Below are 14099 nucleotides of genomic sequence, written 5' to 3'. Positions count from 1 at the left end.
GTCTAATACAGACATAAAAACGAACTCCAATCTGTTTCATCATATTCAATTGCCAACAATACCAAAGCTGCCCCACAAAGACCGTTTAATATTGAATTTTTACTATGTAATCTTTTATCCTCAATTTGGTTAAATGATTTTGCATAATAAATTGGCTCCTTTATTTTGATGAATTTACCTACGTTTAAAATTAGTTCGTTCTTCCAGTATTCTGTTTTAAAACATATAAAATCATCATTATGATATTTATTAATTTGATAAAATAAATATAGAATGCTACTTATACCATGACAAAATCCGATGTCGAAAAAGTCATATTCTTGAAATTGTTTCAAATTCGAACTTGAAACTTCTTTAAAAGTACTAAGTCTTATTATATTCTTTGAATATTCAATCCATTCTTTATTATTAATGACCTGACCTGCATAGCAAAAAGCAAACGAAATAGGTAAATCACCAACGCAATATGCCAGCCTACTATTAATTAGGTTTTTATGCTTATTTTTAATACTGTATCTGTCTGGAAAAAACGAGGTTCCTTTGACTTCATTTTCAGCTTTTTGGTACGTTCTTACAATTCCATTAATTAATGAATCTAAATGCTCATTGTCAAATTTAAGTTCTTTTAATTTAACTAAAAATAGAAAAACAGAACAAATACCATGTGCCAATCCTAGATCGATAAACTCAAAATCTTTTTTAAAAGTTACATTATCTATCCAATAAATTTGCCCATCTGATTCTTCTTTATTACTCCATAATGAGTTTATTAGGTCATTGATTAATATAATAACTTTTGCTTCATTAATTCTATCTTCTTCTAAAAAGTATTGTATTTTCCCAATACTTCCATAGAAAACCTCATACATATTATTGTTAATATCGTTTTGTATCGATTGAAACAAGCTATCCTCTATTCCTTCTAAAAACTCTCTTGAATCATTAATAATATTGCATTTTTTTAAATAACTAATTGTCCAAAACACGCCTTCAAATCCATCTAAAGAGCCACTTGAAAAATCATAATCTCCAAAAACAGAAATCAGCTTGTTTAATAAATATACACTCTTCCTTTTGTAAAGAATTTCACCTGTAGCATTATATCTGGTTGCAAAATAGATTAAAACACCTAAATCATCATTAATTACAGGACTTTCCATCTTTTTTGCAGCTTCAAATAAAATTTTATCAATTTTCTTTAATAAATCAGTCATGCTTTTTATCTAACATAATTCTGTTGTTTTTAAAATTTGAACTAAGGAAAAATTATTCTAAAATCTAATAATAAAATCTTAAGCACCTTGAAAAGGTGCTTAAGAATAAATTTATAAACTAATAGTTTATACACATGGACCACTACTACAACAGTCCCATCCACTATTAGAAGCTCTGCAGCTAACGATTGATAGAAATTCTGGCTGATCTCCACCCTTAACAGTTTTCATTTCCTTTTTATCTAATACAGAAATAGTTTTTTTGTTTAATTTTAATTTTTTCATGTTTAAAATTTTTTGTTTGTGTGCTTACTCTATTGTATAGGATTTTCAGCTTACCCCTTCAATCTGCGCAGATTTATTGTTTCTTAGGAAGCACGTAGGAATCCCAAAATATTTTGTTGAAATTGATTTTGCCAAATAAATGCTGTTCTTCTTTATTTGAAATTTCTTTCGGATTAACACTGTTAAAATTGCTCCAAAATGAATTAATAGTGGTTTTGTAATTTAATGAATTACTCTCTTTATCTATTAATTTACCCAAAATGGTGATTTCAGAATGGGCTATATAATACAAATTATCATTTTTTACGAAATCAGTTTCTATCGCCTCATTAACAAATTCTTTTTTAGTATACTTTGCTAACCAATCTCTCACTTCTAATCCTTGTTTAAATTCTTCAGGAAATTTGGTGACTTCCCAATTTTCAGTAATTTTCACAAGCGCATAATCATCTTTATTAACATATAATTTGCCTGTGTAATTACTTAAAAACATTCTTTTGGTATAAGTAGAATGGTTTCTTGTTGAAGAAAAACTAATTACAAACACTTCTTTATTATTATATTTAATAATTTCTTCTAAATTAAAAATGAATTTTTTATATTTTCGATTATCCAGGAAAGGTGCATATTTTATTGGATTATTATATATCAAACTATGATATTCCCTCAAATTTTGCGGTTCATAACCATTCTTAATATTCCATCTTAATTCTTTTATTTGTTTTGTACTACGATAATTATCTGTATATGGAAAATCATATTGTTCTGAAACAAAGTCTAAATCTAAACAAATTACATCTCCAATATTAGTTGTAACATTAGAATACATATTTGAATTAAAAGGAGAGTTGGGATAGTTTTTATTAAGATCATCAATTGTTTTTTTTATAATTTGATAAGGTGTTCTTTTGCTATAGATCAGCACTTCATTTAGAGCATTTACCTTCAAGCCGGAATTATCAGATACCTGTTGAAAAACAATATTATTCTCTTTTTCGATCTGATTATTAGTTAACTCGCTCTTTTTTGTCATCTCCTTTTCATCACTGACAATAGGTATTGACTGCATTACTTTATCAAAATACAAATAGCCGTCATACAATAAATCTAAACGCGCTTCTATAAATGTTATTGGGCTAAATAATCTATTTGATTGTATTTTCTTCATCTCAGGCAGACTTGATGAAATATACAAATGAGGCTTTTTATTTTTCTTTAGATAAGATTCAAAAGAGTCCTGATTTATCGGTGTTTTATTCCACTTGTTTTGCAGGTATATTGAGTCGGCCGCCGATACCATTGCTAAACTATAAACCTTATCTTTTAAAGCTTTTTTTATATAAGAACCCATTGGCACGAATTCTTTTAGGACCGGTGCGCTTATAGAAGACATATCGTTAGCAAAATGCTGATTTGCACCCCAACATATAATTTTTTCACCTGGATGACCTTTAATGTACTCTAATAAGTTATCAGCCATTTGCTTATCCCTGATATTATCATCCGAAGTGGTATAAAATGAGCTTAAAACTATTTCTTTACTAAAATGATATTCCGCTAATGCAAGCAAATTTTTTATGATTTGCGTCCAATAAAAATGCTCCTCGCTTTTAGGTTTATTAGCAATATTATTTAATAACTGGGTTAATGCAGTTTTGTATTCCTCATAAGTAATATCGCCTTCATCAAAGACTCCCGAACTAAACATTGACTCTACCAGTAATTGGAAGTCTTCACGCTTTAATTTTAATTTTAACTGATTCTGACTACAGAATTTATAAAGATCATTTACAAGTTGTTCCTCTCCGAATTTCCCGGTAATTTGATTGTCGAATCCATACAATTTTAAATCTTTTTTGTTCTGATCATAAAAAGCTATAAAACTTTGAAACTCTTTTCTTTTAGCCCAAATCGAAAACAAAGAGTTTTTTAATGCTTCTTCTACACTTTCCCCTTTATTAATACTATATTGCGCTTTCCAAACATCATAAACACCAGATTCAAAAGCTATAGTATTGAAACCCATTTCCTCATGCAAGTACTTGATAATTTTGGTTTTCATCTCAAATACATTACCTTCAAAATGTGATTCTTCTCCCAGCATCACCACTTGCGCCTCTTTTATTTCTTCTTTTAAAAAAGAAAAATCCTCTACCGAACAGTTTTCAGGTAAAACAATAATTTTTGGATTTAAATTTTGCGCATTACCAATCTGGCAAACCAAAATAACCAACAACACGATTATCTTTTTCATCTAATAATTTGAAATTGCAATTGTTTTCTTCTTTAACTCACTAGTGATTCTCGCTTGCTTACTATAATAGTACTCATACAATAAATCATATAATACCCATTCATTTAATCTTTGTTTAGATTGAAAAAGCCTATTAGAAAGCATATGTATATAACTAGACAACAAATCGTTAATATAATAAGACTCGAACCTGTTTTCTGATTTTAACTTCAGTGAAATATTATTTATATGTATTTTGCATTCTTCATGAAAACTTTTGAGTAAAAGATCCAGATCTTCATTTTCATTATTAATTATAGCATCAATTTCACTTCTGTTATCTCTATATTTTTTGCTTAATTGTTTTCTTATTTCTTTATCTACGCCAAACTCTTTACCGAAACTTATTTTTAAACTTTCCAATAATTGCTTTTTTTGCTCAATAGTGAAATTCCAACCATCCAAAAACCTATCTATTGATTTCATACCATAAAGCCATCTACTTTTTTGATCATCTTCAGTAAGTTTTATAATATCTAGTATCAACTTGCTATTTATAAAAAACAAAGATTCAAACTCCTCAATAGTGCTAATTCCATATCGTTCTAATTCTCTTTTATAAGTATTTATTGTAATGTTTGAAATTAATTTATTCTCTATAAAAGGCATAATTAAATCATGAAATCTAGCGATAACCTCATTTACATAATTGGTGTTAATTAGATGAAATCGTACCCTTAAATGCAGTCCAGCTTCATCCTTATAACGTATATAGAACCACTTATTAATAACTCCATCATCAATTAAGGAATTTGTTAGAGGACTCACTATTGACGTTAAGAATTTATCAGAAGTCTGAGGACCTATATAAATATTGTAATACAGCCACTCGCTTCCAACAACAAACACTCTCTGAGGTTTTATTGAACTATTTTTCATAATTTTTGTTTATGGAATGAAAGAACAAATTCATTTGACATTGCTTGATTTTCTTTTCTTACAAAAGCTTTTTTTTCATTAAACAAATACTCTTTGAGTATTAAGTATTCTCTAGTTTTTATAATTGACAAAAACATTTTACAACTCAATTCGTTTTCAAAATCAATAAATAAATTATTGTCCAAATCTGAGATTGTAACTCTATTTGGAATAGATCTCTTTTTAAGCCAAATATTTAACTCTTCACTATTATTAATTTTTCTGAGCTCGGTTTTGGGAACTCGCCAGATTGCTAGCGAAAAAATAATATTTTTATACATCACTCTTGGCAAATAATGTTCATTAGTTAAAATGTCTCCCCATTTAAAACCAAAATGCTCCCTTTTACGTTGAGTTTGTAGTTCGGTTAAAAAGCTATAGATTGGTAGTGGATCCGCTTCAATATTATGAGCATTAGATAATAGAGGTAAAACTTCTTTGTTGTTTGCTTTAGATCGTAATACTATATGTCCATTTTTCACAGAAACCATAAGATCCGAAATTAATATCTGTTGCTCTTTCGGTAATGAACTTTTTGCTAAATAAGGGATTTCATAATGCCTAAGATTATTACGGGATAGTACATTTCCAGTTCTGGCTTCGGGCAAATGGACAATTTCAGCAGTAATAATATTATCCTGCTCTTCTTTACTCAATATTTCGTCAATATAATTATAGATATTAGTATCAATATGACTAAATCTGCTCAATAAGTAAGTTGCTGTTGAACCTCCAAAACCAGACATAAGAAAAAGTGGTTTAGAATCATTTACTTCATAAACCCTAATTATAGTAGAGAAAGTATTTGGTACTTCATCCCAATTGTCCTGGAAATCCTGGAAATCTTCATCTTTAAGTTCGATTACACTTTCATTATTTCGAAACATGGCCATCAACTTGGATAACAAAAGTTTGTCCAGTTTAGTTTGAGTTACTTTGGTTTTTGAATTTAAGTTTTGATTTGATCCCAAGTTAGAAATTGGTAGATTATCTATAAGATCAGAAACGCTATAACTCCCCGCATCTTCGTATTCTTCTCCAAAACCGATCCCAGTTTCAACATCTAAAGCTAATGTCAACGGAACTTCTTCTTGTTCAAATCTTTCTAAAAATTTCTTTTTAAAATTTTCTATTTTTTTGTAATCTTTCTTAAATGATAATTTGTTTAAGATTCTTAACCCTTCCTGAACATCGTCAATTACTCTCGAATCGAGCTTATTTTCTATATAGGTAACATTAAGATCTGTTTGAAAAAGAAACTTTTTATTCACTTTCATTTCAAAAGATTTTGCTAAATCGATTATTTCCTGATATAACAATAAATTATCACCCTTTTTATTGTCTAGTTCATATAATTTGTCTTTAAGATCATTAAGCCATGCTTTGACATTTTGCGACTGAATCCCTTCCCGCAATATATCCATATAGTCTCTACCAGTTACCGACGGAGAAATAGAACTAATCAATATTTGATTATCTATTAATTCATGAACAAAATCTTCCGCATCATCAATTGAAATATCAGGATCGACTATAAATGTTGCTAAATCTTTAATGGTGATCCCTTTCTCAGATTTTTTTATGACATCATTAATAAAATCATTACAGTCAATTGCCATCAAAAAATGCTTTCTATTAGTGTTCACATATTGATATTCAACATATCTTAATTCATCACCTATCTTATACAAACTTGTATTAGGGTAGTACAAAAGTTCTTTTCTAATTTCTTTATTAGACTCTAATTTTTGAGATAATGAGCATAAATAATTCATGTCCAACCGAGTAACTCTCGCGTAATCAGAAGTTTTTTTTAGAATAATATTTGTTTCATTTGCTATTTTACCAACCGAACAACCACTAAATAATCCAAAGGGAGTACAACGGGTTCCCATCCTTAATATATACTTAAGAAGTGAAAACACTAATTTTTCATCTGTTTCCTCATGATTTTTTTGTAAATATTTTAACATCTCTTGATGCAATTCTGGAGATGCTAAATAAATTGCCTCAGATATTGACGGTAATGAGCAAAAATCTCGGATCTTTGATATATTTAAGTCCTTTACTTCATCGAAAGAAAGATGTGGTGTTCTAAGGATATATTTATCAAATGACAAGTAAGTCATGTCTGTAGTCCTTTTTTCTTTTAGGGCGCTTGAACTTATTTCACTCAATTTTCTATTCTGTTTTAGTATTAGTAAATTATCTCTTAAAATCTTTCAAATTCATTTTCACAAGTCTATTTCATTCTCTTGATCCATTTTAAAAACAAGTAGGATATTTCCCCAAAAGTAGAAGGCTTTTTTTTAACTTCATTACGGGTTTCCACATTTGATGAAAAAAAATAAAAATATTCTTTAAGGACAGCAAAACTTTACACTGAGATTACCATTTTTATTTTTACAATTAGGACACAACAACTACATAACAAGCTTACAAACAAAGAATTTAAAAAAACAACTAAATCATCTTGTCACATCATTTCTTTTTAACAATTTATTTTTTTTACTTAATTTAACAGCTTCGAAATCCTTTAACAAGAACTTTAATTAGCTTTATCTTTAACTAATTAATTATTTTAATTTATTTTATTTTTTGTCGATGGTATTCCTCTTCTCCCCGTTCTCCGTTTGAATTATACTAGCAAAAAACTTCTTTTTATGCTATGTTTCAATTTCATTTACTTTCTAATGAGTTTACATAAGCTTTTTTCATAAGTTCTTTAGTTTCTGCATTATTATTAGTATACATGTCCTTCCAAGCTTTTATTATTCTATCGTTTTGTATTTGTTGCATTTCAATTTCTTTGTTATTGTCGCTATAATGTATTCCCCAATTATAAAGATTGATTAGGGCTATCATTATAGCAAGCCATAAAAACCACCTGCCAAAAACAATTTTGTAAAAAAGTTTTGCGTCCTGTTCGGGAAATAACAAAATCTGAAATTTCCTAGTGATACTTTTTGGCTGTCTGCCAATCATAAATTTTATATCTAGAAAACTTTTTTGCAGGATAGCCTCTATTGGTTTAATATCTAAGGGCTGTGAAACATTTTTTTCGATTTCGTGCTCCTTTTTAAATGCATCGATTTTAAAGCCTACATTGTTAACTGCAATAATAAGTTCTCCAATATGCTGGTTATTTGTTTTCTGTTCCTGTGTAAATTCCTCCAGTACTAATTGCAACGTCTCTCGTTCTATATGACCTTTGTTTGCATTTGTTTCCATACTATTATTTTTTTTAATGTTATCTTCTTAATGCTGATTTCTTTTTCTTTTTTTGGAGGTTTCTCTGTAATTCAGGGTCGATATAATCTTGTGCATATTCAGAATTCATTAGTTGTCCAATAACTCCTAAGATTTGCTTAACAACTTCCTCTCCTGTTTTTTCCAGGTTATAGCTTTGCTTTTCTTCGTACTGTTTTTCAGTTTTGAAAGAATTGGTTATCGACTGACTATCCCTGTTACGATTTTTTTCTTCATCTATGTTTTTGTTTCTCATTGAATTCCGTTGTTTCTGATGCAATATCTTTTCAATTTTTATTAATGAAAAACCAACTTCACTTCCTTTTATTTTTACTTTTTTATCATCTATAAAAGAAATACCCCTGCCTTTTAGAACTTTATAACCCAAATTCCGCATTTGTCTTTCAAATGCTAAATAAGAACTAGCAGACTTTAATGTCTGTTGGATATCTGCTTTTACTTTTTCTTTTCTACTGTCATGGCGAGGCAATAATCTATCTTTAGGAGATAGAAACGCCTTTGGACTTAATACTTTCTGAAGACCATATTTCTTTTCGAGACGACGACAAAGTTCAGCCATGCGTTTATAACTATTGCTGTCATTGGCAACCTTACCATTAAAGCCTACACGATTGGCTGCGATATGAATATGTTGTTCTTTGGTATCCTTATGCAGTACACAGATGTATTGGTTGTCTGCTATACCGAACTCTTTAGCGCATTCCCTGCCAATCTCCCTAAATTGTTCTTTGGTTAATGTATCTCCTGGGGCTAAACGCAGGGTCAGGTGCAGCATTGGTTTTTCAACACGCCTGCTTAACTTTCTAACATCCTTAAACTGCTGTGTAAGTTCATACTTGTTACCGAAGCATTTGTTATACTCTAATACTTCTGCACGCTCTTTATGCTGCAAATGATCTTGCATTGCAAGTATAAGTTTTTTCTCTTCAGACAATTCTATTTTATCTTCCAGACAGTAGCTAATACAATGGTAAAAAGAGCTGCCTATGCTTACATGACCTATCATGACATAAAGTTTTTAATTTGGACGGCAAGATCTTTAACCTGCCCCGACTGCACTTTTAATTCTGCCCGTTCAAGCGGGCTTAATTCATCATTGTTGTTTCTCTTTTTTGCTATCTGATTCAGGTTGGCTGCCAAGTGGTTGAGCATTCCGGTAAAACTTAAAATTTCTTTTGGAAGGGCTTTATTTCTGTAATCAATCTTTCCAGTCAATCCAATCTCACGAAGATATTCGGAAACGGTAAGATTTGATTTTTTAGCTTTGGCTTCAATTATCTTACGCTCATAGAGTGTGCATTTAATTGCCATCAGCTGGTCCCTTTTAATTTCCTTTTTTGGTCTTCCTCCACTTTTCTTTTTAGTTCCATTCTCCTGTTCCATAATCTTTCATCATTTATTTTTTGAATGCGACAGCATGAAAAAAAAACCTCAACGAATGCGGCAGCATGAGATGAGCCAGCGTTTTGGTTTTACCAAAACATAGCTGGCTACCACTCGGACGTTATATGGATCGCCTAAAATTTTGGCTTCGATTTACTTTCTGTGCCTCGTTTAGCCATTCGTTTAAATCTTTCTTCTGGTCATATAAAAAGCTTTGATCAGTATATTTAGCAGGTTGTCTTTGCAAAGCTTCACCAGTTAATTTTAGACCTGCTGTATCCCTATCTAAATAGAGGTTTACTCGCTCATATTTTTCCATTAACTGTATGGACTTGTTAAAAAAGGACAGCGAATTAAGTATTAGGAAATTTGTTTGTTGGCTAGCCGATTTTTCGTTCATTACTTTATAAGAGAGGTAATCGAAAAAACCTTCAAAAACTGCTGCTGATTTTGCCTGGTTATCTATAAAAGTGATATCTTTTGGTGAGCTGCTGCCTTTAAAATTTTCACTTCGCAATTCATATCCTCCCGCATTATTCTTAAATCCTATCGCAGTCTGCTTTTTTGCATTTAAAGAAAATTCAACCTCTCTGCAATGCTGTTTTGCAATTTCGAGCGGAATATTCCGCTTCTCTAAGTAATCCAGCAACACTTTGTTTTCCAATGTCCGTACATCAACTATGACAATTTTATCAGACAGAATATCTTTTTTTTCATTAGCAAAACTTAGATTAGAAGGCAGGCGATTATTATTCTTGCTTGATAAACTTATAGCCGAAGAGATATTGTTTCCATTTAAAAGCTGTAAAAATTCAGAAACTGTACATCTAAAATATTCAATTCCAAAATCAACTACATTTCCTCCCTTGCCTAGCCCATGGTCATACCACAAATTTAATTTTTGATTCACTTTAAAGGAGGGGGTGTTTTCATTTCTAAGTGGAGATAAATACCAATAATCCTGATTTTTTATTTTTGATGGTTCATGCCCTAATATTTTAAGATAATCAACCAGATCAATTTCATTTGCTATTTTACAGCTGAACTTTTCCATAATTATTTTTTTTGTAAATCTTCTATTTGATTGGTACAAGTCTGCTTTTTGCTATTGAAAAAAAAGAATTTTTGTTTTGCTTTTTTTGATGCTTTGAAGCAAATACCGTCTAATGCATTGATTTTAGTACGATTGTTCTGCATCAATGGCTGCATCATTGCATCACTTTATTTTTTCTCTGCATCAGTTTTGCATCAAAAAGGATCTTTTTTTAGTTTGATGCAAGGTTTGATTCAGGTGTATTTCATTCAATTACAACACTTTATCTTAATCCTGCATCAAAGCATCAAATATTTTATAGAACAAAATCTTTTTTATCGTATAAAAACGTCCTCTGCGATCTACTTTGACATATTCACCATGAGACAATAATTCAATTCCGTAATAAGACTTCGTATTATCTTCAGGCGAAAAACCCCATCGTTTGAGAATATTTCTTATTTCATTAGCAGAAATATTCAGTCTATTGTTTTGCTTTCTCAGCAGCATAAAAATATCGTTAGGAGCTAATTTTAATTCATCCTCTTCCATTTTCTCAAAGCATTCATGTACGAGTTCAAGAATGAGTATTTCTTCTTTATTTCGATTTACAAGCTTTAACAGAGAGGCGGTCATGATCTGTTCGGGTTTAAACCACATTCTTGTTTTCTGCTGAGAAAAATAGCTTCTGGTTTGGATGTACTTTAAGAAATACGGAATTTCTTTATTCAGTTTTTCAAGAAAGAATACATCTTCTGTATTTATGGTGCGAATTTTACGAATCCAAAAACGGATTTCTTCTTCGTCAATTTGGATAAAATTATCTTCATTATTAGAACAAAGAATAAATTTTGCAAAGAATTCAATTTCTTGCCGATCCTTTCCTTTTGCTTCTACTTTATCTTTGTCGGTAGTAGAAAGGTATTTTAATCGTTCTGTGATTTCTTTTTTATCAAAAAACACTTCATCAATTGCCACAAGCAGCATGCTTGCCCAATCAGAATTGAACTGCGAACCAAATGAATCGCCTTTTATGTAAGTCATATTCATACCAAAAATTGCTTTGAGCCATTTTATAAAAGAGCTTTTTCCAGTCGATCGCTCTTTGCTTACTAAGCAAAGAATTGGCAATGTCTGCGTTGGCTTTTCATATAGAAGTTTTATGTAGTCTAAGCCCAGTTCATTCTGTTCTCCAAAAATATGATGGATAAACTGCAATGAATTCGGAATCAATTTTTCAAGTTCATCGATTGAAAAATTTTTATCTGCGGGCTGGTTCGGCAGTTCATGGTAGGTGTTATAAAAATCATCTACAATCTGCTCGTAGCCAAAATGGTTAGGAATACAGCAAAACCCGTCTAATTTAGATATATCGTTTAAAAATGATTTACCGTGATCCGTAATAATTGTCTCGCGATTCCACCGAACCATTACTTTTACTTTATCACCTGAAATTAAAGGTTTATCTATAATTTTGAAATAGGAAGTTCCTACTCGGATATAGGGAATATCTAAGTCCATAAGATTCAAATTATAATTCTTACGAGCGTGCCATAAGAATTTGATTAAAAATAAAGGGATTTTATGCGCTCATTTTGCGGAAGTTGAACGCTTCATTTTTTCCACAAACTAGCATTTGAGTTTTCAAGATCTTCAGTCGTGCTAATGATTTCTCCGTTTAAATAATCAAGAAGATCTTCTTTTCTAAAATAGATTTTTTTTTGACCTTTTTTCTTGGAATACCTAATCTTTCGTTGATGGGTGAGCTGATAAATATATTTGACCTCTATAGACAAAAATTCAGCAGCTTCTTCAGAGGAATAAACATCTTTACTATTTAAAGACAATTTCATTAATGCTTTCTTAATGAATGCATCTTGTTTCTTCGCCAGTTCCAGTATTATCAATTCTAATCGATCAATTCTGGAAGTAAAATTACTTGTATCCATGATTCTAATTTTTGAATTACAAGACAAGTTTAGAGAGCTTTGGCGATATAAAAAATCGTGTAAAAACAATTTACATATCTAAAATAATCAATAATGATAAATTCTCAAGAAGGACGAATCACTTTAGTTTATTTTAGTTGGAAAGAGCATATTGTAGTAATCACATTTTACATAGAGTCTAAACCGATTTCACAAATAATCGTGTAAAATCGTTAATGTGTAAAGTTTTATCTCCATCATTTATTGTAATATACTTATTCAAAAAATCAATAATTTTAGTATTTGTTTTATCTTTAATCTGAGAATTCCAGTTTTTTTGAATATTGAAAAGAGAAGTTAATATTTCTACTATGTTCTGTTTTGAATTTCTTTTATTATCGATATTTATTGAAATTGAGTATTCTTTTATTTCGATTCCATTACACAGCTTGTAAAGATTCTCAATTGAAGAATTATCTCGAAAAATATTAATATATTTCTCTATTACTAAATCAAACTCTCTTCGATGAATCTGTTTAATAATATCTCCATTGGTTAGATTTACAGCATCTTTAAAATTTACCCCATTCTGATTTATTGATCCAGTTACATTACTTTCTTCAAAAACAACTTCTTGTTGTTTAAATATTTCTTTAGGGTTTTCAAAACAATCTTTTACTATTTTAAAAATATTCTTGGGAGTCTTTATTTCAAACATACAAAACAAAATAAATTGAGTAAGAACAAGCAAAAAGAGATTCAATATTATTTTGTAAGTACCTGAAATACCCATAACCTCCCTACCAAGAAAGGTTCCTAGAAAAAATGACAAAAAGCAAAGTAGAATCAAAATCAACAACCTGCTTTTGTTTGTTCCTACGTAATAATTAAATTTTTCATCAAAGTAAAACTTTACAATTAGCGGCTTAACTATGAAAAACAGCCTAAAAAGCAAATATACAGGAACAACATATTTTGCAAAAAACAGAATAAATGATAAGATGTAGATAGAATTAGCCATTTTTTATTCTTTAGTTTCTATAAAAATAAGCAAAACTAATTGATTATAAAACACTTGATGTTCGTCAAATGCTCGTCATTAGAAAACAAAAAGCCTTCACATTTCTGCGAAGGCTTGATTTTAGTAGTGGTCCCACCTGGGCTCGAACCAGGGACCACCTGATTATGAGTCAGGTGCTCTAACCAGCTGAGCTATAGGACCGGTTTAGAGGATGCAATATTACTACTATTTTTCATTCACTCCAAATATTTTAAGACATCATTTTAATTTAATTTCAAAACTTTTGTCGAATTTCAAAAACGAAATTGATTTTCAACATCTTATTAAAAAATTAAAATGACATTTTTTTATTTAATTTCTTGACAAAGCTCGACCAAAACGCCATTTGTGTTCTTCGGATGCAGAAAAACAACCAATTTATTGTCTGCTCCTTTCTTCGGAACTTCATTAATCAAGACAAAACCTTCATTTTTTAAACGCGCTATTTCGGCTTCGATATCATCAACATCAAAAGCAATATGATGAATTCCCTCTCCTTTTTTCTCTAAAAACTTTGCAATCGGACTTTCTGGATTTGTTGCCACCAAAAGTTCGATTTTGTTATTTCCAGTTTGAAAGAAAGAAGTTAATACACCTTCGCTTTCCACGGCTTCCATTTTATAAGACGGAACGCCAAGCATTTTTTCGAATAAAACATTGGCATCATCCATATTTTTTACTGCAATTCCGATATGTTCTATTTTGTTTACCATTG

Annotated in this window: 13 protein-coding genes and 1 tRNA gene; all 14 read right to left on the bottom strand. The window is 30.3% G+C overall.

Going from position 1 to position 14099, the window contains the following annotated elements:
* Positions 1 to 2: 2 nt before the first annotated feature.
* On the bottom strand, positions 3 to 1214 hold the full coding sequence (locus LPB248_RS12985; RefSeq protein ID WP_177211823.1) for a lanthionine synthetase LanC family protein: 1212 nt from the start codon (positions 1212 to 1214) through the stop codon (positions 3 to 5).
* Positions 1215 to 1340: 126 nt separating this feature from the next.
* A complete protein-coding gene (locus LPB248_RS12980; protein ID WP_255463056.1) occupies positions 1341 to 1508 on the bottom strand; it encodes a TIGR04149 family rSAM-modified RiPP in 168 nt (55 codons plus the stop codon).
* A 64-nt stretch (positions 1509 to 1572) separates the two neighbouring features.
* Positions 1573 to 3753 (bottom strand): erythromycin esterase family protein, encoded by a 2181-nt coding sequence (locus LPB248_RS12975; RefSeq protein ID WP_177211821.1) that lies wholly within the window; start codon positions 3751 to 3753, stop codon positions 1573 to 1575.
* Positions 3754 to 4671, bottom strand: a complete 918-nt coding sequence (locus LPB248_RS12970; RefSeq protein ID WP_177211820.1) for a thiopeptide-type bacteriocin biosynthesis protein — start codon at positions 4669 to 4671, stop codon at positions 3754 to 3756.
* Complete coding sequence (locus LPB248_RS12965; protein WP_177211819.1) at positions 4668 to 6887, bottom strand: lantibiotic dehydratase family protein; 2220 nt, start codon at positions 6885 to 6887, stop codon at positions 4668 to 4670. The genes LPB248_RS12970 and LPB248_RS12965 overlap by 4 nt, the downstream gene beginning before the upstream one ends.
* A gap of 502 nt (positions 6888 to 7389) precedes the next feature.
* Positions 7390 to 7941 (bottom strand): hypothetical protein, encoded by a 552-nt coding sequence (locus LPB248_RS12960; RefSeq protein ID WP_177211818.1) that lies wholly within the window; start codon positions 7939 to 7941, stop codon positions 7390 to 7392.
* A 19-nt stretch (positions 7942 to 7960) separates the two neighbouring features.
* Entirely contained in the window at positions 7961 to 8986 is a 1026-nt protein-coding gene (locus tag LPB248_RS12955) for a relaxase/mobilization nuclease domain-containing protein (protein WP_177211817.1), read from the bottom strand.
* Entirely contained in the window at positions 8983 to 9363 is a 381-nt protein-coding gene (locus LPB248_RS12950) for a plasmid mobilization protein (RefSeq protein ID WP_177211816.1), read from the bottom strand. The genes LPB248_RS12955 and LPB248_RS12950 overlap by 4 nt, the downstream gene beginning before the upstream one ends.
* A gap of 121 nt (positions 9364 to 9484) precedes the next feature.
* The gene (locus tag LPB248_RS12945) at positions 9485 to 10417 is read right to left on the bottom strand and encodes a toprim domain-containing protein (RefSeq protein WP_177211815.1); all 933 of its coding nucleotides are present in this window, start codon (positions 10415 to 10417) and stop codon (positions 9485 to 9487) included.
* Positions 10418 to 10684: 267 nt separating this feature from the next.
* Positions 10685 to 11917 carry a primase-helicase family protein gene (locus LPB248_RS12940; protein WP_177211814.1) on the bottom strand — a complete coding sequence of 411 codons (1233 nt, stop codon included), beginning with the start codon at positions 11915 to 11917 and terminating at the stop codon, positions 10685 to 10687.
* 92 nt (positions 11918 to 12009) lie between these two features.
* Positions 12010 to 12345 carry a helix-turn-helix domain-containing protein gene (locus LPB248_RS12935; protein WP_073410405.1) on the bottom strand — a complete coding sequence of 112 codons (336 nt, stop codon included), beginning with the start codon at positions 12343 to 12345 and terminating at the stop codon, positions 12010 to 12012.
* Positions 12346 to 12523: 178 nt separating this feature from the next.
* Positions 12524 to 13345 carry a hypothetical protein gene (locus LPB248_RS12930; RefSeq protein ID WP_177211813.1) on the bottom strand — a complete coding sequence of 274 codons (822 nt, stop codon included), beginning with the start codon at positions 13343 to 13345 and terminating at the stop codon, positions 12524 to 12526.
* A gap of 127 nt (positions 13346 to 13472) precedes the next feature.
* Positions 13473 to 13546 (bottom strand) — tRNA-Ile (locus LPB248_RS12925).
* A 146-nt stretch (positions 13547 to 13692) separates the two neighbouring features.
* Positions 13693 to 14097 (bottom strand): methylmalonyl-CoA epimerase, encoded by a 405-nt coding sequence (gene mce, locus LPB248_RS12920; RefSeq protein WP_095928359.1) that lies wholly within the window; start codon positions 14095 to 14097, stop codon positions 13693 to 13695.
* Positions 14098 to 14099: the final 2 nt, after the last annotated feature.

The sequence above is a fragment of the Flavobacterium sp. LPB0248 genome (assembly GCF_013388355.1).
Lineage (GTDB): Bacteria > Bacteroidota > Bacteroidia > Flavobacteriales > Flavobacteriaceae > Flavobacterium.
Note: the sequence above shows the minus strand (reverse complement) of the source record. Positions and strands in the feature narration are given on the sequence as shown.